This window comes from Pseudorhizobium halotolerans (assembly GCF_902153235.2).
GTDB lineage: Bacteria > Pseudomonadota > Alphaproteobacteria > Rhizobiales > Rhizobiaceae > Neorhizobium > Neorhizobium flavum.
This window is the reverse complement of sequence record NZ_CABFWE030000005.1, coordinates 310,951-335,093: the sequence shown is the minus strand read 5'-3', so window position 1 is coordinate 335,093 and position 24,143 is coordinate 310,951. Positions and strand designations below refer to the sequence as shown.

At 61.7% G+C, this 24,143-nt stretch carries 18 protein-coding genes; 5 read left to right on the top strand and 13 right to left on the bottom strand.

What is annotated here, in order from left to right; genetic code table 11:
- Window positions 1-21 precede the first annotated feature (21 nt).
- From FN060_RS06550 to FN060_RS06495, 12 genes are all read right to left on the bottom strand, one after another.
- Window positions 22-2,187 carry a glycoside hydrolase gene (locus tag FN060_RS06550; RefSeq protein ID WP_142587379.1) on the bottom strand — a complete coding sequence of 722 codons (2,166 nt, stop codon included), beginning with the start codon at window positions 2,185-2,187 and terminating at the stop codon, window positions 22-24.
- A complete protein-coding gene (locus tag FN060_RS06545) occupies window positions 2,123-3,190 on the bottom strand; it encodes a glycosyltransferase family 2 protein (protein ID WP_142587378.1) in 1,068 nt (355 codons plus the stop codon). The genes FN060_RS06550 and FN060_RS06545 overlap by 65 nt, the downstream gene beginning before the upstream one ends.
- Window positions 3,187-4,305, bottom strand: a complete 1,119-nt coding sequence (locus tag FN060_RS06540) for a glycosyltransferase family 4 protein (RefSeq protein ID WP_142588396.1) — start codon at window positions 4,303-4,305, stop codon at window positions 3,187-3,189. Before FN060_RS06540 ends, FN060_RS06545 begins: the two co-directional genes overlap by 4 nt.
- A 375-nt stretch (window positions 4,306-4,680) precedes the next feature.
- The gene (locus FN060_RS06535) at window positions 4,681-5,961 is read right to left on the bottom strand and encodes a glycosyltransferase family 4 protein (protein WP_142587377.1); all 1,281 of its coding nucleotides are present in this window, start codon (window positions 5,959-5,961) and stop codon (window positions 4,681-4,683) included.
- Entirely contained in the window at window positions 5,958-6,728 is a 771-nt protein-coding gene (locus FN060_RS06530; RefSeq protein WP_142587376.1) for a polysaccharide deacetylase family protein, read from the bottom strand. The genes FN060_RS06535 and FN060_RS06530 overlap by 4 nt, the downstream gene beginning before the upstream one ends.
- Window positions 6,725-8,053: an O-antigen ligase family protein gene (locus tag FN060_RS06525; protein WP_244665705.1), complete on the bottom strand. Its 1,329-nt coding sequence runs from the start codon at window positions 8,051-8,053 to the stop codon at window positions 6,725-6,727. The genes FN060_RS06530 and FN060_RS06525 overlap by 4 nt, the downstream gene beginning before the upstream one ends.
- 10 nt (window positions 8,054-8,063) lie before the next feature.
- A complete protein-coding gene (locus tag FN060_RS06520; protein ID WP_142587375.1) occupies window positions 8,064-9,683 on the bottom strand; it encodes a GumC family protein in 1,620 nt (539 codons plus the stop codon).
- Window positions 9,684-9,788: 105 nt separating this feature from the next.
- Window positions 9,789-10,862 (bottom strand): GNAT family N-acetyltransferase, encoded by a 1,074-nt coding sequence (locus FN060_RS06515; protein WP_142587374.1) that lies wholly within the window; start codon window positions 10,860-10,862, stop codon window positions 9,789-9,791.
- 89 nt (window positions 10,863-10,951) lie between these two features.
- Complete coding sequence (locus FN060_RS06510; protein WP_142587373.1) at window positions 10,952-12,262, bottom strand: lipopolysaccharide biosynthesis protein; 1,311 nt, start codon at window positions 12,260-12,262, stop codon at window positions 10,952-10,954.
- 5 nt (window positions 12,263-12,267) lie between these two features.
- Entirely contained in the window at window positions 12,268-14,235 is a 1,968-nt protein-coding gene (gene asnB / locus FN060_RS06505) for an asparagine synthase (glutamine-hydrolyzing) (protein ID WP_142587372.1), read from the bottom strand.
- Window positions 14,236-14,328: 93 nt separating this feature from the next.
- Window positions 14,329-15,702, bottom strand: coding sequence for an FAD-containing oxidoreductase (locus tag FN060_RS06500; protein WP_142587371.1), 1,374 nt, complete (start codon window positions 15,700-15,702; stop codon window positions 14,329-14,331).
- Window positions 15,699-16,175: a DUF4126 family protein gene (locus tag FN060_RS06495; protein ID WP_142587370.1), complete on the bottom strand. Its 477-nt coding sequence runs from the start codon at window positions 16,173-16,175 to the stop codon at window positions 15,699-15,701. The genes FN060_RS06500 and FN060_RS06495 overlap by 4 nt, the downstream gene beginning before the upstream one ends.
- A 202-nt stretch (window positions 16,176-16,377) precedes the next feature.
- Between FN060_RS06495 and FN060_RS06490 the strand changes: the two genes are divergently transcribed.
- The 5 genes from FN060_RS06490 (at window position 16,378) to FN060_RS06470 (ending at window position 22,844) form a co-directional block, all read left to right on the top strand.
- On the top strand, window positions 16,378-18,201 hold the full coding sequence (locus FN060_RS06490) for a sensor histidine kinase (RefSeq protein ID WP_425312143.1): 1,824 nt from the start codon (window positions 16,378-16,380) through the stop codon (window positions 18,199-18,201).
- A complete protein-coding gene (locus tag FN060_RS06485; RefSeq protein WP_142587369.1) occupies window positions 18,198-19,568 on the top strand; it encodes a sigma-54-dependent transcriptional regulator in 1,371 nt (456 codons plus the stop codon). Before FN060_RS06490 ends, FN060_RS06485 begins: the two co-directional genes overlap by 4 nt.
- Window positions 19,569-19,779: 211 nt before the next feature.
- Window positions 19,780-20,763 carry a tripartite tricarboxylate transporter substrate-binding protein gene (locus FN060_RS06480; protein WP_142587368.1) on the top strand — a complete coding sequence of 328 codons (984 nt, stop codon included), beginning with the start codon at window positions 19,780-19,782 and terminating at the stop codon, window positions 20,761-20,763.
- A 100-nt stretch (window positions 20,764-20,863) separates the two neighbouring features.
- A complete protein-coding gene (locus FN060_RS06475) occupies window positions 20,864-21,325 on the top strand; it encodes a tripartite tricarboxylate transporter TctB family protein (protein ID WP_077549849.1) in 462 nt (153 codons plus the stop codon).
- Window positions 21,326-21,338: 13 nt separating this feature from the next.
- On the top strand, window positions 21,339-22,844 hold the full coding sequence (locus FN060_RS06470) for a tripartite tricarboxylate transporter permease (RefSeq protein ID WP_077549848.1): 1,506 nt from the start codon (window positions 21,339-21,341) through the stop codon (window positions 22,842-22,844).
- Between the two features lie 17 nt (window positions 22,845-22,861).
- Here the strand turns inward: FN060_RS06470 and FN060_RS06465 are convergent, their stop codons facing one another.
- Window positions 22,862-23,872, bottom strand: coding sequence for a LacI family transcriptional regulator (locus tag FN060_RS06465; protein ID WP_077549891.1), 1,011 nt, complete (start codon window positions 23,870-23,872; stop codon window positions 22,862-22,864).
- Window positions 23,873-24,143: the final 271 nt, after the last annotated feature.

The following is a 24,143-nucleotide window of genomic DNA, read 5'->3' as shown; positions in this document are numbered from 1 at the left end:
CCGTTGCCAGCCGATAAGGGATCAGTCGAGTTCCAGCAGGAAGAAGGTTGTCGGGCCGAAGGGGGTATCGTTGCTGAGAGGGAAATCCACCGGGCCAGCGCGTTGAAGGACCGGCTGATGGACCGTGCCGTCCAGTCCGACCGGCGACAAACGCCAAGAGGCGGATCTCTGAGGCAAGGACAGTGAAACACTTCCCTTTCGGATAAGTACGGGAAGCTTTCCGAAATCGTCGATCACCCGGTTTGCGGCATCCCGGAACCGCATGCCGGTGTTGCGGGCATCAGTCGCGTAGATAATGAGAATACGCCGGCTTTGCGCGAGGGAAGGGGCGCCATCGATGACCGAGGCCGCCAACAATCCTCCTCCCTCGGCGCCAATGACATGCAGGGAGCCAAGAGATAGGGGCGCTGTGACGGATGAAAACGCCGCAGCTTCCGTTCGCGGCGTAACCACCTGGAGGGTCTTTTTCGCGACATCGAACAGGAGCTCGCGCGTGTCGCTTTCGAAAATTCCGATGGAAGGATCGGTCCGGTTCGTAGAGGCCAGAAGGCCAGCATCTTTCATGGAGCGCAGGAGGTTTTCGGCCTGACCATCCGATCGCGGCTGCCCGATGGTGTAGGGCGTTCTGAGGCCCTCGCTTTTCTGCAGACCGACGCTAGAAACCAAGGCCAGAAACGTCAGCCCATCCGGCTCCGCCGCCTGCATGTCTCCCGTCAGATCCAAAACGCCTTCGACGGAGAAGGGAATGGTGTTCCTTGCCCGGGAAACATCCTGTCGCCTGAACAACAGGGCCGCAAGGGTTTCCCCGGCCCGCGCCACCGGATCGAGTGCAATGGCGTAGGGAAGCATTGCCCGCTTGTGCGCGAACGGCTCGCCGTAGCGCAAGGCAATGGGGCCGTGCCCATGGCGGCAAAGCGCATCCCAGCCCTGAAGGGCTGCGTAGGACGGAACAGCAAGTCCGGCCTCGTAGCGGTAGGGGTTCCAGAAGAGGTGGTCGTATTCGCTCAAGACGAACGGCTTTCCCAGCCAGCGCGCTGCTGCCGCCATGCGCAGATAGGCTGTCCCATCGCCGATCGAACTTTCACCCGTGATCTTCGCGCCGGACTGATACCCGCTCACCCAGTCGTGGTAGGTATTCATGGTGACCGCCTGTAGTCGTGAGCGTGTGAGTGCGGTCTGGTTGGTCGGCCAGTTGTTATAGGAGCTGACGAGGCCGTCATGTCCGAGGCGGCGAACCACTTCCGTCATCTTCTCCAGGAGTGCTTGTTCGGCGCTGACGAAGTAGGCCTGCAGATCCCGCATTCGAGCCGTGTCATTGTATCGGTCGGCGGGCAGTCGGATCGTACTCGACTGCAGGCTTTCGCCTGGCTGCAGGTCACCCCAGGCCTGCTGGAGCTCCGCATCGCTCGAATAACGCGGCTGCAGCCATTCATTAAAGGGCTTACGCAACCCCTCCGAATAGTGCGGTTTCCCATTGCTTTCGTGGACGACGGTCTCGAATTCCATTCCGCCTTCGTTGACAAGGATCAGCAGTGCGAGAGCCTCGTCACGGATCGGAGCAACACCGGTATACGGGTTCACTCCGGCCAGAAGGCTGGTGACCAGTCGTTGCCAGTGAGAAAAAGCTTGTTCATCGTAGTGCATCTCGAGCTTCAATCCCGGAGTGGGGTCCCAGCGATGCTCGATACCGCCATAGCCTCCGCTCCAGGATGTGAGGCCATCGATCATCCAGTAGATACCCTCCTTCTTCAGCGCGGCCATCAGGTAGTGGATCCGGTCCAGCGTCTCAGGGTCGAAGTCGAAAGCCCGGTCGCGCCCCTTCATCAGGCTGGCGTCAACGAAGTGGAGACGGGCGAGGTTATAGCCGCGCATCGCCAACTGGCGGGCGTAGATGTCGGCAGTGGCGTGATCGGGGAAGCCGCCGGAAGCCGGGCTCCAGGCCAGTGACGCGCAATGCAGTCGCAGCGGTTCCGCCGGCGCCTCGGCACGCGCCATGCGTCCGCCTTCGCCAGCTATCAGGCGAGCGCCGGCCCCATCAATCGGGAGGTTGGGCAGAAAGGAGGCAAAGTCGAGTGGACTGCCTGCCGCAATGGCGAGGTTCGTCTCCCGGACCGGAAGCCAGTCATCCGACGCGCTGACAGACTCCGGTCCAGCGATTGCCATCGCCATCCAGACCAGCCGGAGCATTTTCCACATCCTGTCCTCCCAGTTCGCGGCTCTCGATCCATTGCCGCGGATCTCGTCGAGGCCGAAGATAGCCGAACGGTACGGCGGTGGTATGGAAAAGCCAGGCGACGACCGTGTAGAGCCCCATCGTGAAGCTGCGTTTGCGTATCGACATGGCGGTGACTACAGCCGCCGCCAAGACAAGTACGGCCGACCCGGCCAAAGCCTTCGCCGGAACCATGACCAGCACTGCGAGCGATGCCAGCATCCAGCTTGCAACCAGTGCCCACAGCTTCAATTCCGGCAGATCGGCCAGAACGTTCTTCCAGTAGGGCTGTCCTGCCGAGGCACGCAGCAACTCTCCAATCCCGAAGAGATACTTCGTGCGCCAGCGTCGGACCAGCAGCCGATATGAATTGATGCTGTGGCCGTAGTGGGAGACGAAGCGCCGGTCGAGCCGATGGAGGAGCCATCCCTTGCTCCGCAACCGTACCCCCAGGTCGAATTCCTCGTGGCAATGGAGATTGCGGTCGGTGAAGTAGCCAACGCTCTCGACCGCCGCGCGACGATAGAGACCACCGCCATTCATTCGGTCGATGCTGCCGGTCCTTGCCTCGGGGGCGTTTCGGGTCACGCGCCTGGTATATTCCAGGCTATCGAGCATCTTCTCCTCGACGTGGCCCGTGACGCCTGCGACCTTCGGGTTCTTTGCGAGGAAGTCCAGTGCCTCGCCCAGGAACGTCTCGTCCAGTTCCATGTCGCCGTCGATCAGGCAGATATAGCTGCCTTTGGCATACTGGTAGCCAAGCTGAGGGCCAATGCCGCAGCTTGGTTCGGCTGGAGGCATGATCTGCACGATACGCACCGGATAGCCGGTCGCAATCTCGATCGTGCGATCGGAGGAGCCGCTATCGGCGACGATGATCTCGCCATCGACGGACGCGATTGCTGCCAGGGCGGTCTCTATGGTCCGCCCAATGCGTCTTTCCTCGTTCAAGGTTTTGATGATGACTGAGACGATCAATTTCGCTTCCCGACCTTCCCGCCAGCAAGGACGGATTGATAGACCGCAGTCGTGGCCCCAGCGATCGAGGACCAGGTGTAGTTCTTCTCCGCATAGCGGATACGCGCCAGGGCCGCTTGCTCATTGAAAGGCTCGGCCAGTTTGCGGCGAAGTGCGGCAGTGAGGGCGTCAACGTCCCCCGGCGGAAAATAGTCCTGATCGGGAAGCTCAACCTCATGATTGGCGGGAATATCGCTGGCAAGCACGGGGAGGCCATAGCTCATGGCCTCGAGAAGGGAGATCGGCATGCCTTCGTGGAGGGAGGGCAGAACGAACAAACCCGCCTGCGAAAAAAGTCCCGCGAGGTCATCGCCGCTCTGGAAGCCGGTCATCACGACGCCCGGAACTTCTCTCGCAAGAGCCTCTACTTCCTCGTGGTAATGGCTCTTGTGATCGGCTCCGCCGATGATGGCGAGTTTCCAGTCCGCGCTGCGCAACCGAGCGAAGGCCTTGATGAGGTCCGTCTGGCGCTTCTCTAGCACGATCCTTGCGACCATGACGACGTAGCGGCGTCGTGTCAGGCCAAACCTTTCGAGAATTTTGGATTGTATAGCGGCTGGCCGAACCAGGACGCCGTTCGGCACGTGGTTGAGGCGGCGATCGTAGCGGTCCTGCATCGTCTCGGTCACATCGCGGGAGACGGCAATCGTCGCATGCGACATCTTCACCGCAAGCCGCTCCCCGAGCCGCAGGATCCTTTTTGCCTTGGCGCCCCATTTCTCGCGGTCGTAGTCGTAGCCATGGTGAGTGGTGACAACCCGCAGACCGAACAGCCTTGCAAGAGGCACGAGCAGGCCAGGTCCGATTGCGTGGATATGAAGAATGTGAGGACGCTTCAGGGCGGCATAAAGGATGCCGGAGAGGGTATGGACGAAAGCCTCCAGCATCATCGAACGCGGTGCCCGAAGCGGCGTCACCTTCATTCCTTTCCAGGTGAAGGGCTTGGTTTCCTTCAGGTACGGGCGACGCCCGAGAACTTCGACCGACCAGCCATCGCGGGCCAATTCCTGGCCAAGCATCTCCACATGCCGTTCGATACCTCCCTGAACGTCGGGAACGCCGCGCAGGCCGAGCATCATGACAAGGGGTCGGGCGCTCCCGTCGCCATCAGCGTTAGATCTGGCGGCGGCCAAATCCTTGAATGCAGGGTGTGGCTGAAAACGACCGGCGACGGAAACCGCAGCCGTCCCATTCGCTCCGACTTGTTCGAATTGTTCAGCCGAGTAGGCATCTGCTCCGTCGAGCGCGGGTGGCGCGATCGACTGCCGCTGTGCCGGCTCAGCTCCCGCCGCTGGCTCCCGATGCTTCGTTTTCATGGTGTCCGGTCCGGAAATCATTTCTGGGTAGGTTCTACAGATGGAACATTCGATTTCCGAAAACGCGATCGGTAGAATTTGATCGATCCTGTGCCTGTTTGGGACAGGATCGGGGAAAAAGGCCTTCCTCGCGTGCTATTGCGGGATTGCTCGCGCCTTGGCGAAGATGCCGGGGGAGAGCTCCCCGTACAGCGCCAGCATCCGTTCGCGGTAGGAGGTACAGGAGAAATCCCGCGAAACCCAATCGCGACCGGCCGCGCCCATTGCCGATCTTCGGGCGGTGCCAAGTGCTGCCATCTGCGACAAGGAGTCGGCAAGGTTCTCTACCGAGCCCGCTGCGGGCGTGAGTCCCGTAGCCCCGACCTTTACCATTTCTGGTATACCGCCGATCGCTGCCCCGATAACGGGACGGCCAAGTGCATAGGCTTCGAGGATGCTGATCGGGGCGTTCTCGTACCATTCCGAGGGCAGCACCAGCGCCTGGGACTGACCGATCAGCCGATGAAGAGCCTCGCCCGCGACGAAGCCCGCAAAGGTGACGTCTGCGCCGGTCTCCTCGACGAGCTTGCGCAGCGATGCCTCTTCCGGTCCAGTCCCGGCGATAATCACCCGCTGCTTCGCCCTCGCAGCAGCCCGGATCAGGGTGGTCAGTCCCTTCTCGGGTGCAAGGCGCCCCGCGAAGGCGAAGTAGTCGCCTTCTTTCCAGCCAGTCTCGAATCCGCCCAAATCGACAAAATTGGGGACATAGCTCAACTGCTCGGCCGGCCATCCCCATTCCATCAGCTTGGCGCGGTAGAAGCGGCTCGGCACGACAATGCGGTCAACCTTGTTGCGGTAGAGGCCGAGCATCCTGTGCAGGACCGTCTCGGCAAAAACGACGGTGCTAAGGGGGAGGGAGTCCTTGATGCACCTGTGCCGAGCGACATTGTAAATGCGACCGCCGCGGCAGTCTTCACAGATCCGCCCATCGCGCAGCATCTTGTAGGCCGGACAGGCGATCTTCAGGTCATGGGCAGTCATCAACACCGGGATGCCGGTCGCTTTCAGCGTGGAGAAGATCGCCGGTGAGAGGTGGTGGTAGACGTTGTGGGCGTGGGCGATGTCCGGCGGCGCCTCTGCCATCAACTTCTTCAGCCGGGACTGCGCCTCGAACGAATAGATGACCTTGGACGCCTGCAGGACCTTTCCAAGTCCACCAGCTTCCCGGCCATATTCGATCTCGGAGACAAAATGCTCGGACCAGCGTGATGGCAGGTTCTTCTCGTGCTGCATCGAGAAGGGAACGACATCCCAGCCCGCTTCCTCGAAGAGCGTCGAGTGGTCAAGGAAGACTGCCTCCGCCCCGCCGCGCCGGTAGAAGTAGTTGTTGATATTGAGCAGGCGAGGCGGTGAGGCATTGCGAGCAACGAAATTCATCGGACGCCCCCCCATCCAAGCCGACCAACCGCTTCGGCAACGGTGACCACCTGACAACCCGTCCGAACCGCGTGCTCGACCAGGCGGTCGAAGGTATCCGGCCTACAGCCGTAAGGAGTGGGGCGGTCGGCGATGTCATGGGTGAAGAAGATGAGCCAGCCGCTGTCGGCAACGACGTCGTCGATCCAACGGGTCAGTTCTCGCGCGTGCTTCTCCGGCTGGCGAACTTCGACGGATTTCAGCATCCACGGGTCCACGTGTCCCCGATTGATCGCCTCGCCAGCGCCGCGACAGGTCGCATAGCGAGCCTTCAATGTCTTCCGTGCCAGCGGCCAGGCGGCATTGTATGGGAACGCGAAGTTTGTGGGAGCGCGGCTTACCCCCGCTTTCTCGAGGAACTGCCTGTTTCTGTCGAGGTCCGGGGATAGAGCGCCGCCATAGCTGCGGACGCTGCGATGGGCGAAGGTATGGCAGCCGATTTCATGGCCACGCGCTTCCAGTTCCTGACAGCCGCTGGGCGAGATCAGCGTCCGGTCTGGCTCGACCTGACCGGCAAGGCCGCCGGCAATGTAGAAGGTACCGTGCACTCCATGCTTCTCGAGGATCGCCGCTCCATTCGTGAGGGCGGTGTCGGGTACGTCGTCGAAGGTGAAGGAGACAAGGGGAACCTTGGTCTCGACAGTGCGGCTTCTGGAGGCCAGGCGCCAGATCAGCCGGTTGCCCAGGCGGTCGATGAACTGTCCCAGCGACGGTGAGGATTGCTTCATGACGTGCGGGCCTCCCTAGGTCGTTCCCTGACCTGCTGGGCGTCGGCCTCGTACCGAAGACCGAAGAGCGCCAGGGCGAACATGAACCAGGCGAGGTTGTAGCCGCTCGCGCTTTCGAAAAAGAGACTCTCCAGCGTGGACGCAAAGAGAAGGTAAAGCCAGATTCTCAAGAAAAGCCGCGCCGCATGGCTCGGCGGGCCGGCCTTTTCCAGACGATTGAAGGCGCGCAAGGGAACAGCGAGGAACCACAAGAGCGAGAGGATCAGACCCGGAAATCCGACGCTAAGTAAAATTTCCACATAACCGTTATGGCTATGAGCAGCTTGTACCGCCCAGGTTTCGATGCCTGTGCCCCCATAGACGAGTTCCTCGGTGCGCCAGAACGACTTGAGGCCATATCCAGTCAATGGGAACTCGGAGACGGCATTCATTGCGAGCCTCCATATGTCGGCCCGGTTCGTGAATGTCGCGTCGACACCAAGTGACGTAATGAAGCTCGTCAGTCCGGGCGATACGGCCGCTCCTACGGCGACGACGTTAACCAGAAGCACACCGCCGAAGGCGATGGCGGTTCGTAGCCACGCGAAACGCTCGAAGATGAACGCCAGCAGCAGGATGGCGGGAAGCATGGCCGAGGCAGTCTTGCCGCCTGTGTAAAGCAGAAACCATACCGATCCTGCCAGCAGAACAAGACCCGCCCACTTCGACCAGGCGCGCATGACGAAGATTCCGCAGAACGCCAACAGCACCATGGCGCTTGCAGCATTGTTCTTATGCGGAAAATACCCGCGCCACAGCCCGGCATGCATCGGTTCCATGACCTCTGCTGCCGAATGGATCGAGAAGTGCGGGAGAAAGTAGAGCCCGTAGTAGCAGAGCAGAAGAACAGCGCCGGTGCCGATTGCGATAAGCTTCGCAAAGTGCACCTGCGATCGCGGGAGAAGAAGGCAGCAGTTGGCGCCCAGGACGACAAGGTAGGAAAGGATCAGGGCCTTCAGGCTGTTCAGCGTGTGATTGGAGACCAGCGAGGCCAGCAGGAACCACAAGAAGATCGGTACTGTCAGTGCCAGAGGCTGTAGCAGCTTGCCGCGCATGGGGGTCGCCATTGCCATGGCCACGGATGCAAGTGGCAAGCAAAGGAACAGAATCTGGTTCAGTTTATTGGAGTTGTCGGTCGCGATGCTGGCGCTGGCCTGCAACGTCAGGTCCACAAAGGGATTGAGCGAGATCCAAAAGAACAGGAAGATCCCAAGAAACAGCAGTCCGCCCAAGACCTTCCTGTCCATGGCGAAGGGAGAAATTGCCTCTGCGGCAGCGCTCCTCAACTGAACCTCCTCAGGCAAAGCGCCGGCCCAGGCCGGAGCTTGCTCTCCACAGATGTCCCCACAGGCCAAGTCCGAGTGCAAGGATGATTCCGAGAGCGGCACCAGCCGCTGCTCCTCCCGCGGCCATTATGATCGTCCGGGGCGGCCAGCTCTTTGATTTCGGCGGTACGGCTGGGGAGATCACCCTGACATTGGTGGTGTCGATCTGTTGGCGCTCGGTGATCTGGGTGGTGCGGGCGAGAAATGTCTCGTAGACCGTTGCCTTGGCCCGCGCCTCCCGCTCCAGCTCGCGAAGCCGCACCTGCGCATCATTGTTGCCATAGACGGTCGTCCGCCCATCCTCGGCAGTGCTTCGCAGTTCCTCCAGGGCCGCCTTTGCCTGTTCCGTATCGGTCCTTGCGGACTGCAGAATGCGTCGGGCTTCGTCGGTGATGGCGTTTTCGAGCGCCGCCTCTTCGGAGCGCAGGGCGATCAGGCGTGGATGCCGGCTGCCGTAGGTCCGCTCCATGGAGCCAATCTGCTGGCGCAGCACGTTGTAGCTACCGCGAAGCGTCGTCATTGCCGGGGACTCGAAGACCGCCGCCGTGGCCGCCTGGCCGTTGGCGACCGCGGCCTGCATCTGCGCGTAACGGGCATCCGCCTGGATCAGTCTCTGCTGCGCTTCAACGACCTGTGTATCGACCAGCGAGGAGATACGGCTGTTCGCCAACTCACCCGCCGTCGCCTGCAGGTCGTTTTCCCGCCGGAATGCTTCCACTTTCTCCTCGGCAGCCGTGACAGCCGCCCGGAGTTCGTCCAGCCGCTCGTTCAAGCCCGCCGCAATACGGCCGGCACTCGTCGCTGCCGATTCGAACAGTTCCGCCTCGAAGGCGCGCACGATGGATTCGGACAGCCGGACAGCCTTGTCAGGCTCTTCGCTCCAGACGGAAAGGACAACCACAAAGGACCGCTCCTCACGGCGCGCGTCTACCCGTTCACTCAGTTGGCGCAGGACACCCAGTTCCCTGTCCTGCAGGGAAGTGGCCGGCGAGAAGATACGGAAGAGCGGCTCGAGAAGGCCCGGCTTCACGAATTCCGGATCCTCGGTCAGGTCCAGATCGGAGATGACCTGTCGAAGCACGTTTCGCGACGTCAGCACCCTGAGGCGGCTCTCTACCTCCAGCAGTTGCGCCTCGCGCTGCGGGTTAGACGCGAAGACATCATCCGAGACAACGTTCAGGTTCTGCGGGTCAATGATCAGGTCGGTGTAGACGGTGTAGCGGGGCGTGGCAGTCAGTCCGTAGGCCACGGCTGCACAGATGCCCAATATCGTAGCGACGATCACCAGAAGCAGTCGTTGCTGCAACCACAGGAGAATGTCCGCCGGGCCGAGTTCGCGCAGGCCGCGGAGCTGTGCATTAAGCCGGTTTTGAATCGATGCGCGACGGCTGTCCGGAGCCTGTTCTTCCGTCGCGTTGTCAATCTCGGGGGTATTGCCTCGGGTCTCCGGAACTGCGAGCCGGCGATATGTTTCGGCACCCTGTTCTGTCCGTGGGTGGCCGATGAGGTCAAGGAGCGATGCGGGAGAGCGACCCGGCGACGCCTGGCCTGCGTCCGGTTGTCGGGTTTCAGGCTCCTTCGGCCGATACATCTCCTACCTCCAACCGGGCCGGGTCGCGCGGGGAGAGCGCGGTTCTGCGACAGCGAATATCCTGTTGAACCTAGTCTCGCGCGATGAATATTGGGTTAATCCGGTTCAGTGGAAGTCCGTCAGCAGCCGGCTCCAGCTTTCGGAGGCGAGGCCGCCGACGTATAGATCATCATGCACGACGGCATTGCGCACATCCTTGCGATCCGTCGTCATGCAGAAGTAGCCGCGGTTCGCAAAGCTCGTCCTGCCGGTCCGCAGCAGCGCGTTCATCAGGAAGGGCTGCGCCATCCCGCGCGCCGCCACATGCCCCGATGCCTCGAATTCGGCGAACATGGCTTCGACCACTTCCACCTCGTGCCCCGGTTCGCTCAGCACGTTCAGCACATGAGCGGTCCGGCGCGGGCTGTGGAAGTAGATGCAGGCTCCGATCTCCTTGACCTCTCGGTCCAGCAGGACCTTGGATGTAAGCGTGCCCTGCATCCGGTTCGAGGCAGCGCTTTCGAGCAGCCAGACAAACTCATCCTTCGACCAGGAAGGGCGCAGGGAAAAGTGGCGCGTCATTGTTTGGAAGCAGTGCAGCAGTCTGTCGGCGTCCGCAGTGACCCAACGGCCCCGCAGTTCCTGCCGGGCAGCGAGCGAAGGCATCATGCGGCGTGCCAGTTGATCGACTGGGTACGCCAGGATGGAGAGGAACGGCTCGTTCAACCACGGCAATTTCGTCCGTATCCGCTCCATCATCGCGCCTGTCGGGCGGAATGTCCGGCGCCATTCCAGGCTCTGGACCGGAAGCATGCTGCCGCCTCCGGCCATCCAGTGGTCGGCACTGACGGGAGAAGCGTTGTCGGAGAAGCAGAACTCCGGATTCGAGACCCGGATGGCGCGGGCTATGCGTGCCGCCCCCGCCAGTCCTGCTCTGCCATCGGCCATGAAGGCGCAGAGGAGGCGTGCGGTGATCCTCCTGTTCTCTATTTCGAAGGTCATGGGTAGCGCCAGGAGCGCGCTGTCAATCCGCCCGGCGGCGTTTCGGTGCACGAGAGATCCAGCTTCTTCCGTGTAGTTGGGGGAAGAAAGGAAGAGGTGATCCAGGTAGGCGACCAAATCTCGGGAAGGTGCCTTGGCCACCTGCCGGAAAGCCTGGTTGAAAAGACGACCAACATCCTCGAGGTCGCCCCGGGACATTGGCTGCACCCCGCGCGATAGGGTTCGCGTCGAAGACGATGCTGGTGATGGAGCGTGGAGGGCGGGGGCGGGGGCAGAGGCGGAGGGATTCATTCGGCCGGCACACCGGAGCGAATGGAGACCTCACCATTACGGGATTTGGCGAGAACTCGGAAATAGACCAGCCATGCCGCGATCGTCATGGCGATCTCGATCACATAGTAGGAGATGATCGTGCCCTCCGGTGGGGCATACCAGGTCGCCCATGCGGCGAGTGCGGCCCCGAGCAGGCTGCCGCCGCCAAGAACCGCGCCACGGGACCCCTGGTGTCCGGCCGCGCCCAGCGCCTCGAGCGCGATCGCCCAGCAGGAGACCGGGATCAGCACCCAGCAGAGGTAGCGGACGAACTGCACGAGCGATGTGTACTCGTGGCCGAACAGGTAGGGCAGCACCGGTGCCAGCAGGAAAACGGCCACGGCCGCTGCAACACTGATCGCAAGCGCCACGAGGAAGATCCGTCCCACCCGCGCCGAGGCATGGTGCAAGCCGGCGGCGCTCGCCCGGGCCGTTCCGGGATAGAGGATGCGGTTGAGGGCATCCACCGAGAGGTAGCTGCTCTCGATGATCCGTCGGGCAACGCTATAGCTGGACATGATCTCGGCGCTGGTCACGAGGCTCAGCACGACGAGATCGGCATTCTGCCTGGCCGCCTTCAGAATAAACGGGATGCTGAAGTAGAGGCCGAGCCTGAGCTCTTCCCGGACTATGCGGAACCGAGGTGGGCCGAGAGGGCGCAGAGCGGCGACACATGCAGCCAGAAACAGAGCGTGTGCTGCAAACTGCCAGATGATCCAGCCCTGCAGGGTCGACACCCCGAAGACAATACAGGCGAGCGCCGCTGCGGCTGTGCGTATCAACGCAAAACCCATGACAGCCTTGTTTGCAGCCCCGAAGTTGGAGAAGGCGATGAAGACCTGTTCGGTGAACAGGATGGCCCGGACAAGGACGATATTCGTCGCCAGCATCGTCGTAATCAGCAGGACGTTTGCCAGCCGGCTCTCGGCGACCTGGAAGAAGAATGGCAGGGCGGCGGCGCCGATCACAAGCAGAAGAAGCCCGGTCGCCGCGATCAGGATGAGATTGTGACCCAGGAGCGTCGCGTAGATTGCCTGGTCCCGCGCGACCCTGCGCACGAGGCATTCCGTCGCCCCCAGTCCGCAGAGATGCACGGCGACGTTGGAAAGAGCCGTTATGGCAACGAAGAGGCTGAACTCATCCACGCCGAGGAAGCGGGCAAGGATGGCGAAGGTGAGGAGCTGCGCGGCCGAGCTGACGATCAGGCTGCCGCCCGATGCGGCATAGGCTGCCGCGTGCGGCAGGAGGGCGCGAAGGTTGCGGATCCGCGACGCGTGCTCACCCATTGCGCTCACCCTGCAACAGGCGCCGCGACGGGGGCGGAGGCGACGCCATGACGGTTGTTTTGCACGAACTGCCGATGCCACAACTGGGTGGAGAGGATGCCGACGAAGGCGGCGTTGTCGCGGAAGCCGGTCAGCGGGCGAGAACGGGATTTCTCGTGAAGGCGCGAGACGGCGCGGGGATTGAAAAGTCCGGTGCCCGCGATCGCCTGCTCGCTCAGGCACTCTCCGACATAGGCCTGAACCTGCCCGTCGACGAAGGAATTGGTGTCCGGCGCCCGGTAGGGCTGCTTTGGCCGGTGGATAACCGTATCGGGGACAAGGCCTTTCGCCCCGCGGCGCAGGATGTACTTTTCCTCGAGCCCTTTCAGCTTTGCCTCAGGCGAAAGCCGGCCAGCGAATTCCACCACCCGATGATCGAGGAACGGGAAGCGGCCCTCAACCCCGTGTGCCATCGCCATGCGGTCGCCCTGGCTGGAGAGGATGTAGCCCGGCAGGAGAAAACGCGCTTCGAGATATTGAGCCTGGTGGAGCGGATGCCAGCGGCGAAAGTCCGGTGGGAGGCGCGACGCCAGGTCTTCGGCAGCATCGTAACGGCCAAGGGTTGCCTTGAGCTCATCCGAATAGAAGATCTTTGCGGCGGTGGTGCTGCGGAAGCGCGGCCGGTGTGAGAAAAGCAAATCGTCGGGCCGGTCGGTGCCAGCGCCGAAGTAGGCCGCCAGGTACTGGGGTGATTGCTGCTTCAACCCCGGCAGATAGGGGTAGAGCTTGCGGAACAGATGCGGCCGGATGCGGGAGTGCGGTTGGCGGCCGCAGAAGCGCCGGACGCGTGCCTCGCGAAAGATGTCGTAGCCGGCAAACACTTCGTCGGCACCCTCGCCGGTCAGCACCACCTTCATCCCCTCGTCTTGGACCAGGCTTGAGAGGCGGTAGAGAGGCGCGGGGGCAGTCCTTAGAACCGGGCGTTCCGCATGGCGCACCACGTCTGGAAAACACGAGGCGATTTCCGAGCCGGCGCAACGGACAGACCGATGGTGCGTGTTCAGGCTTTCGGCAACAAGCCGCTGGAAGCTGCTCTCGTCATGCTCGGCGCTGTCGAAGGTTACGGAAAATGTGTTGAGGCCGCTCGGAGCCATCGGAGCCGCGAGCGCAGTGATGAGGGAGGAATCTATGCCTCCGGAAAGATAGGCTCCCACCGGCACGTCGGCGCGCATGCGCAGTCGCACCGAGTCTGTCAGGAGGGCCTGCAGTTCCTCCTGCCGATCAGCTATCGGACCGGGATCGATATCCCGCACGTCCGGAAATTGCATCGTCCAGTAGGCCCTGTCCGTGACCTCGCCGCCTTGTGCCATCAGGACGTGGCCGGGTTCTAGCTCAAGGATTCCCTTGAAGGCGGTGCGCGGCGCAACCGGCGCCCACATCGTGAAGATCTGGTCCAGCGCGAAAGGATCGAGTTCCGCCTCCACGCCCGGGACTTCCAGCAGCGCCTTTATCTCCGAGGCAAAGTAGAGAGTGTCACCGGAACGGGTGTAGAAAAGGGGACGAACCCCCATCCTGTCACGGGCCAGAAGGAGACGCCGACGTCGCCCGTCCCAGATGGCGAAAGCGAAATCGCCGTTCAGGTGCTGGAGGCATTGCTCGCCGATAGATTCGTAGAGCTGCAGCAGAACTTCGGTATCGGTTTGGGTGCGGAAACGATGACCCTTTGCTACCAACTCATCCCGCAGTTCGACATAGTTGAAGATCTCGCCGTTGAAGGCGATGACGATGTCCCCCGTGGAGTTGCTCATCGGCTGCCTTCCGTCGGAAAGGCCGACGATCGAAAGGCGCACATGGGCAAGACCCACGCCTTCTGCGGTGAAGGTACCGCGTCCGTCAGGCCCGCGATGGGCAATCGCCTCCGCCATTCCGTTCAGGAGGCGTTCTTTTCCGCCGGGATGAGTTGTTTCACCCAGAAATCCTGCAAATCCGCACATATTCGGCCACCTTCTCGCGCCGAGAACCTAGCGGAAACGCCTGCAATCCGAGTTAAGGACGATCGGCAAAAGGCAGAAACGGTGAACGGAAGCTTAAGGCGGTGACATCTCCGAAATCACCGTCGGCCAGAGCTCGGATACCGTCGGATGGATTGGTACGGCCCAACGAAGCGCATCGACGGTGGCTCCCGCGTTCATGATGTCCAGGACGCCGTGGATCGCTTCGTCCCCGCCGGTGCCAAGGATGGCGGCTCCAAGGATCTGCCTGGTGTCGGCGTCAGCGACGATCTTCATGAAGCCCTGCGTCTCTCCCTTCTCGATCGCTCGCCCCACGCGGCTCATAGGACGCCTGCCAACAAGGACCTTCTTTCCCGCCTTCAATGCTTGAGCTTCGGTCATCCCCACGCGCCCCAGGGGCGGGTCGATATAGAGTGCATAACCCAGAATACGGTCGGAGACGCGTCGGTCCTCCCCATCGCGGAGATTGGCAGCGACGATTTCGAAATCGTTGTAGGCGGTGTGGGTGAAGGCGCCTTTGCCGTTGCAATCGCCCAGAGCCCAAATGCCTTCGACTGTCGTCGCTAGGTCTTCGCCAACCTTGATATAGCCGCGGTCGTCGACCTCCACCCCTGCCTTGTCGAGGCAGAGGTCATCGGTGTTGGGTCGCCGACCCGTCGCCATAAGCACGTCCGAACCGATGATGGTCGGTGCACCTTCACTGCAATCCACGCCGACGGCAACGCCATCCGGATGAGGCTCGAGGCGAATGCATTCGGCCCCGATCCGTACCTGGATGCCCTCCGCCTCCAGGATCTCGCGTATAGCGTCGGAGACGTCGTGATCCTCCCGACCGATGAGGCGCTCGCCTTTCTCGATCACAGTGACCTCAGCGCCGAACCGGCGGTACATCTGCGCAAACTCCAGGCCAATATAGCTGCCGCCGACAATGACGAGGTGGCGGGGCACCCGCTCCAGCAGCACAATGCTGCTGTTGGTCAGATAGGGCACCTGATCGACACCGGGGAAATCGGGAATGGCGGCCCTGCCGCCGACGTTCAGGAATATCCGCGGCGCCCGCAGAAGCTCCTCGCCCACCCGTATGACATGGCGGGACTCGAAGCGCGCATGGCCTTCGATCAGGCTGCATTTCTCCATCGACTGCAGCCAATCGCGATTGTTCCTTCGCGCGTTAAGCGTCACCTGGTGAGAGCGCGCCATGACCTTCGGCATGTCCACCGTCGGCACGCCTTCCAGTTCAATGCCGTAGTCGGAGGCGCGGCGCGTCAGGTGGGCAGCATAGGCGCTGGCAACAAGCGCCTTGGTCGGTATGCAGCCGGTGTTCACGCAGGTGCCACCCACATGCTTGCGTTCGATGATCGCAACGGACATTCCCGCCGCCGTCAATCGACCGGCGAGCGGCGGGCCCGCCTGTCCGGTGCCGACAATGATGGCATCGAAATCCTTCATGAGACGGCAAACACGGTGAGTGCGTTGATGATCAACCAAACGCCGACGATCGCAATCGCGTCCTCGATGAATGCCGCGGGTGCATCGCGCCGGAACGCCTTGGCCATTACGGACCGGAAAGCCGCGCCACCAAATGTTCCCGCCACAGCACCTATAGCTCCGGCTGCAAGGCCGCTCGTCCATTGCCCAAAACCTGCGCCGATCGCCGCGCCGGCGACGGCTCCCATGATCACCCTGGTTGCGAACTGAACTGGAACGGTTCGGCTGGGCGTGGCGGGAAGCTGATCTGTCACCAGTTCGGCGACGGCCAGCATCGTCAGGATCAGGGCAGCCCAGATCGAGCCCAGGACGGCCATCCAGGTGCCCGTCAATCCTATGAAACCGAAATAGGCTCCCCAGCTTACCGCCGCAGGCGCGGTCATGGCGCGCAATCCGGCGATCACGCCCATCAATAATGCAAGCAGATAAATCATTGGGCGCCTTTCTGTGGGCGATGTCTCTAATGCTCATCGAGACAGTCACGCGATGCAAGCACGACCACAGGATTAGTCAAGCGGAAAGCGCCGCCGCGATCCTTGATCCCGACCGGGATGGCTTGTTGACTCTGCCGAAGCGTATGGAAACCGGCGCGGTATTCTCTATGATGACAAGTCGTTGTCCGGGGGAACTGCTGTCTTGCGTCGTCGTACCGCCATCCTGTCCCTAGTTTTCGTCGCACTCAGTCTCGGCGTGATATTCGGCGGCGGCGAGATCGTCGCGCGCCGGTACATGAACGAAACGGCTGCCCAGGCCGGCACGACGCTTCGTCTGGCGGTGTCGGCACTTGAAGGTCACCTGAAGCGTTACGAAGCGCTGCCTGCGCTCATCGCCGATCAGGCACTGGTCGAGGAACTGGTGCAGAAGCCGCATGACGAGCAGTTGCGGGAACGGACCAACCGGTACCTGAAGGAGATCAACACCCTTCTCACGTCCTCCGACATCTATGTGATGACGCCGGACGGCGATACGATCGCCGCGAGCAATTATGACGGTCCGTTGAGCTTCGTCGGCGAGAATTTCAGCTACCGGCCCTATTTCCAGGACGCCGCCAACGGCAAGCAGTCTCGCTTCTATGCTTTGGGTACGACTTCGCTGAAGAGGGGCTATTATTTCGGTTCGCCGATCAAGGTGGGCGGTGCGGTGCTCGGCGTCATCGTCTTCAAGGTCGATATCGATGGCATAGAACGTTCGTGGACCGGCGGTGACAGCCGTATCTTCGTGTCCGATCCGGAAGGCATCATCTTCATGACCGGCTCGCCCGAATGGCTTTACTCGGCGATCGAGCCACTGACCCCGGAGCGTCTCGCACGCACGGAAGCGTCTCGGCGGTATGCCGATGCCTGGCTGAGGGAGTTGCCGATCCGTCGCGGTAGCTATGCCGGGCACGAAAGCATCACAATTGCCGATGCGGCCGGTGAGCGGGAATATCTGGTGGTATCGACCCTGATGCAGGAGGCAGGGTGGACGGTCAACGTGCTCATGGATACCGGTACAGTCCGTGCGCAGACCAAGACCACGGTTGTGGCGATCCTCCTGTTCATCTGCCTCGCCGCACTCTTCATGGCAATCATCATGCAGCGCCGGGCGCGGCTGAACGAGCGGATGCAGATGCAGGCGGAGGCAAAGCATGAACTGGAGAGGCGGGTTGCGGAGCGTACCGCCGATCTTGCCCGCGTCAACAGTCGCATCGAAAAGGAGATCGCCGAGCGGCGACTGACGGAGCAGCGCCTTCGGCAGACGCAGGCCGATCTGATCCAGGCGGGCAAGCTCGCCGGGCTCGGGCAGATGTCGGCTGCCCTTTCGCACGAGTTCAACCAGCCGCTTGCGGCAGCGAAGACCTATGCAGAAAGCGCGGACGTCCTCATCGAACTGGGGCGTGTCGACGAGGCTCGTGACAATGTACGGCGCATCTCGGCACTGATCGATCGGATGGCATCGATCAGCAGGCATTTGCGCAACTTCGCTCGCAAGCCGAACGAGAAGCTGGGTGCGATAGCCGTCAGTGAGGTGGTGAAGGATACATGCGAGATCGTCGATGCACGCCTGAAAATCGCCAAGGCGGAACTCAGGATCGACCTGCCGCCGGATCTGCCGCAGGTCAGGGCAGGGGCTGTTCGTCTGCAACAGGTTCTCGTCAACATTATCACCAACGCCGCCGATGTCGTAGAGGGGCAGGAGCACAGGGTGATCGAGCTCTCCGCGCATCATCAGGCGGGCAAGGTCGTGATCCTTGTCCGGGACCAGGGGACGGGAGTTGCGGCAGCGATACGGGAGCGAATATTCGATCCCTTCTTCACCACCAAAGGTGTCGGCAAAGGGCTCGGGCTTGGGCTCTCGATCTCCTACAACATCATCAAGGATTTCGGTGGCAGCCTGACCGTGTCGGATCATCCCGACGGTGGCGCGGTCTTCCGCGTCGAGCTTGATGCCGCTTCCGAAGCCCTGAAGGCGGCAGAATGAGCGAGCAGAGGGTCTTTCTGGTCGACGACGAGGAGGAGTTGCGCCGTTCGACAGCGCAGGCGCTGGAACTCTTCGGCCTGCCGGTCGTCACCTTCTCCAACGCCGACCATGTGCTGGAGCTCATGGGCTATGGCTTCGACGGCGTTGTGGTTACGGATATCCGGATGCCAGGAACGGACGGGATGACGCTGCTGCATCGGATTCGCGACCTCGATAGCGAAATCCCCGTCATCCTGGTCACCGGTCATGGCGATGTGCAACTGGCGGTGAAGGCGATGCGGGAGGGGGCCTACGACTTCCTGGAAAAGCCCTTCACCCCCCAGCACCTCGCTGGCGTGATCCGCAGGGCGATGGACAGACGAGGCCTGGTTCTCGAAAACAGGCGGTTGAGGGCGGTTGCCGGCAAGCGAGACGACCTCGAGGCGCGCTTGCCCGGACGAACCCAGGTCATGGTGGATCTGCGATACCGGATCCGGGCCATCGGAGCGACGGATGCCGACACGCTGATCATCGGCGACACAGGGGCCGGCAAGGAGGTGGTCGCCCGCGCGCTGCACGATATCAGCCCGAGGGCAAACCGTCCCTTCATCGCCATCAACTGTGCGGCCCTGCCGGAGAATCTGATCGAAAGCGAGTTGTTCGGCCACGAGGCCGGTGCCTTCCCCGGTGCCATCCGCGCCCGCTTCGGCAAGTTCGAGCACGGGCGAGGCGGCACGATCCTGCTGGACGAGATCGGGTCGCTTCCCTTCGACTTGCAGGCGAAATTCCTTCGTGTCCTGCAGGAACGTGTCATCACCCGCCTTGGATCGAATGAGGTCGTCCCGCTCGACGTCCGCTTCATCGCCACCAGCAAGGTCGACCTGGAGGCGGAAGTGGCTGCCGGGCGCTTCCGTGCCGACCTTCTCTACCGTCTCAACGTGGCGACAATTCATGTCCCGTCGCTGGAACAGCGCCGTGCCGACATTCCACTCCTGTTCCTGCAACTGGTCCGTGAAGCAGCGGCCCGCTACGGCCGGGAAGATGCCGAGGTGCCGCCGGATGTGATATCCGCTGTTGCACAGAGGGAGTGGCCCGGCAACGTTCGGGAATTAAGGAATGCCGCGGATCGCTTCGTTCTAGGCCTGGACGCAGGTCCGGGTGACCCCTTGATTATCCGCGAGGGAAGCGAGAGGCTTTCCGACAAAGTCGCAGCCTTCGAGCGCAGCGTTATTGCGAGTGCCATTGCTGCGCACGGCGGAGCCCTGCGACCAGCCTATGAGATGCTCGGGATCTCACGAAAGACTCTTTACGAGAAGATGCAGAAATACGGATTGGACAAGAAGATGCTCAGTCCAGAGCAAGCGGGCTCGGAAGACCGCGAGAGCTGACGCCTCGTCGATCCGTCCTAATGGGTGGATTTCCACCCGTTATTCTCCGGTCTTGTTTCCTTTTCCACCCATGGCTCTGATCAGACAAGGCTCTATCGCCCGTCAAACAATCATCAACAATTGCCTCGTGGTAAATTGCGGCAACAAGGTGCATCACGGCTGGCGACGGAGGAACTTGCGCCCGCTGATTACTGTATCGTGGAGGAATCTCATGAAGATACTTAACGCTGTTCTCGGCGCGACCGCTGTTGCCGCCGTTTCCCTGTTCTCTGCCGGCGCCGGCGCACAGACCTACCCTGACCGTACGATCACTATGGTGGTACCGTTTGCAGCAGGCGGCCCGACCGATACGGTTGCCCGTCTTGTAGCGGAGTCGATGTCCAAGGATCTTGGTCAGCAGGTGATCGTGGAGAACGTCGGCGGTGCCGGTGGGACGCTCGGGGCGGCTCGGGTCGCCAATGCCGAGGCTGACGGCTACACCGTGCTGCTGCACCACATCGGCATGGCGACCAGCGCGACGCTCTACCGCAAGCTGCCCTACGACACCCTCAATGCATTCGAGTACGTGGGGCTGGTGACCGAAGTGCCAATGACGATCGTGGCCCGCAAGGACCTCGAGCCTACCGACATGGCCGGCCTCATCGAATACGCAAAGGCCAACAAGGATACCGTGACCGTTGCCAACGCCGGTATCGGCGCTGCATCGCACCTGTGTGGCATGCTGTTCATGAGCGCGCTCGAAACGCCGCTCGTAACGGTACCCTATAAGGGCACCGGACCGGCCATGACCGATCTTCTCGGCGGGCAGGTCGACATCATGTGCGACCAGACGACCAACACGACCAAGCAGATCCAGGCAGGGACGATCAAGGCCTATGCCGTGACCTCTCCGGAGCGCCTAGACGTGCTGAAGGATATTCCCACGACCGCCGAAGCCGGTCTCGCGGACTTTCAGGTCGGCATCTGGCACGGCATCTACGTGCCGAAGGGCACGCCCGCCGAGGCCGTGGAGCGCCTTTCCAAGTCTCTCCAGGTTGCGCTGAAGGACGAGAATGTCGCGGCCCGCTTCGCAGAACTCGGCACCGAGCCTTCTCCGGAAGCGGATGGCACGCCTGACGCCTTGAAGGCGAAGCTCGAAAGCGAGATTGCACGCTGGAAGCCGGTGATCGAAGCTGCCGGCCAGTACGCGGACTGATCTCCGTCAACATGTTGACGCCGATTCTCTCCCTTCAGTGGGCGAGGGTCGGCTTTGCGGCGCCGTCTCGCCGGCGCCGCCTCCTCTTAACGGAGCGACCATGAAAGCCTTCAGATTTGACGTCCCCAATGTCATTTGCGGACTCCTGTTTATTGCTCTCGCCCTCTTCTTCGGCATGCAGTCCTATGATTTGGACCTGGGAACGGCCTTCCGCATGGGGCCAGGCTACTTTCCCTTCGTCCTTGCCTGCTGCCTTGCGCTATTCGGATTAATTCTCATCATTCAGTCAGTTCGCGTCGAGGGCGAAGCCATCGGACATATCGCGTGGCGAGGCATGCTATTCATCCTGCCGGCACCGATCTTCTTCGGCTTCACCGTCCGCGGCCTCGGCTTCGTGCCGGCGCTGTTCCTGACCGCGTTGATTGCGTGCTTTGCTTCGAGCCGTATGACGCCGGTCACTGCCGTGCTGCTTTCCGCTGGCCTGACGATCTTCTGCTTCCTCGTGTTCAGCTACGGGCTCAATCTGCCGTTCCGGTCGGTCGGCCCCTGGCTGGGCTACTAAGGGAGGACGCGACATGGATTTCATCAGCAATCTCGAACTGGGGTTCGCGACCGCAACTTCGTTCAACAACCTGTTCTTCTGCCTTATCGGTGTCCTTCTCGGAACTCTTATCGGCGTCCTCCCGGGGATCGGACCAACGGCGACCATTGCCATGCTGCTGCCGATCACGTTCCAGCTGGAGCCGGTCTCCTCGCTGATCATGCTTGCGGGGATTTATTACGGTGCGCAGTATGGCGGATCGACGACGGCGATCCTCATCAACCTGCCGGGCGAATCCTCATCGGCCGTGACGGCGATCGACGGCTATCAGATGGCGCGAAAGGGCAGGGCGGGCGTCGCACTCGCAATCGCTGCGCTCGGCTCGTTCTTCGCAGGCAGCGTCTCGACCTTCCTCGTGGCGATCTTCGCGCCGCCGCTCACGGCAATCGCCCTGCAGTTCGGTTCCGCCGAGTACTTTTCCCTAATGGTCGTGGGTCTCGTCTCCTCCGTGGCGCTTGCCCATGGCTCGATCATCAAGGCGCTTGCCATGGTCACGCTCGGGCTCCTGCTGGGGCTGGTCGGTACGGATATCTATACGGGCACACCCCGGTTCACGCTGGGCATTCGCGAATATGCCGACGGCCTCAATTTCGTGGCAGTCGCGGTTGGTGTCTTCGGCATTGCCGAAATCCTTCGCAACTTGGAAAGCGAAAAGACCCGGTCCCTGCTGATGGCCAAGGTCACCAATCTCTTCCCGACCAAGGACGACTTCAAGCAGATGGTTGCGCCGGTGCTGCGAGGCACGGCAATCGGTTCGGCGCTCGGCATATTGCCAGGTGGCGGTGCAATCCTCGCAGCCTTCGCCTCCTACACGGTGGAAAAGAGGGTTTCGAAAAACCCTGAGGAGTTCGGCCAGGGGGCAATCGCAGGCGTGGCTGGACCTGAATCCGCGAACAATGCCGGCGCGCAGACCTCGTTCATTCCGCTCCTGACGCTTGGCATCCCTGCGAACCCCGTGATGGCGTTAATGATCGGCGCCATGATCATCCAGGGAATCGTGCCGGGTCCGAATGTGGCCACCGAGCAGCCGGCGCTGTTCTGGGGCATCATTGCCTCGATGTGGATCGGCAACCTGATGCTCGTGGTTCTGAACCTGCCCCTGGTGGGGCTCTGGGTGAAGCTCCTGACCGTGCCTTACTACGTGCTGTTCCCGATCATCATGGCGTTCTGCTCGATTGGGGTCTACAGCGTCAACTCCAACGTCTACGACCTCTATGCCGTCGCCTTCTTCGGGTTCATCGGCTACGTGCTGGCAAAACTGCGGTGCGAACCGGCACCCCTGCTGCTTGGCTTCGTGCTTGGCCCGTTGCTGGAGGAGAACCTCCGGCGTGCGATGATCCTGTCGCGCGGCGACCCGACCACCTTCTTCACGCGGCCGATCAGCGCGACGCTCCTCATCATTGCGCTTGCGGTCCTGGTCGTCGTGCTGCTGCCGAGCGTCAGGAAGAAGCGCGATGAGGTCTTTCAGGACGAGGACTAAAGGAAAACTGCAGGTGCTCAGATCGAATGGAGCACCTGCAGTTCCGAAACCTGCGGCTGCTCCGCGATCCGCCGCAGCAGCAGGCGGCCCATGGTCGCACCCGCTGCAGCAAGGTCCTCATAGATCGTTTCGACGCGTGGCCTGATCTGGTCGAACAGGCCAGATGTCTGCTTCGCAACGAGGTGGATGTCGCTGCCGAGATGCAGGCCCTTGTCATAGGCGGCCGCCATTGTGGCGAGCGCGGAGACCTCGCCGCCGCAGATGAAGCCGTCGGGAGGCGACGTCTCGCTCAGCAGGCGAAACATCGCCAATCTTATCTCCTCCGACTTGCTGTCGAGCGTGACGTCCCCCGCGATCTCGAAGGGAACGCCGGCTTCTCGGACGGCCGTCATGAAGCCATGCCGCATATGGTGGGCGAAGGTGAACCTGTCCGGTGGTAGGATGATACACAGTTTCCTTGCGCCCGCGGAAATCAGTTTGCGGGCAGCCTCGTAGGCAAAGGCATAGTTGTCGAAATCCACATAGGGATGCTGCGTCGCGAGTTCCGTCCTGCCGTGACAGATGAAGGGAAAACCCCGTTCCAGCAGCAGCTTCACCCGTTCGTCGGACGGCTCGGTGCGGGTGAAGAGAATGCCGTCGGCCATTCGGTTGCGCATGATGTAGCGGACCGGGTCCAACGGTGGCGTGTCTGAGAAATGCGGGGTGATGACCAGATGATAGGGCGTGCCCCGCAATGCCTCGGTAAGGCCGTTGATCATCGACGTCGCGTAGCCGAGAATTTCCTCGTGTGGATCGAGCACCAGGCTGATCACATTGGTGCGGCCGGTGCGAAGCCGCTGCGCCGCCCGGTCGGGGAAGTAGCCGATCTCCTCTGCCACCCGCCGCACACGCTGGCGGGTTTCGAGCGCGATCTGCGGCGCGTCGGCCAAGGCGCGCGATACCGTTGTGACCGCCAGGCCCGTCAATTCGGCGAGGGTCTTCAGGGTCGGCTTTACGTCTTCCGTGCCGTAGGGTCGGGTCTGCGGCATCAAGGTTGACGCAGCGCCTCTCTTCTTCCGATTGCTCATCGGCGTAGCATTTCTCCACCGGGGCCGATCCCAGCTCCCGCGATAAATATATCGTTATAAATTTGCGGGGCAATGACCTCTCCCTGCAGTGGAACAAAAAATGACAAATGATAACAGCCGGATGAATCGACGGTGCGAGACGCTTCAATCCATGTGGCTCGGGTTGACAGCCCCCGTGTTTGTATCGTTATAAATCGACTTATCCGGAGAGGAGCCCGGATCAAGAGGAGAT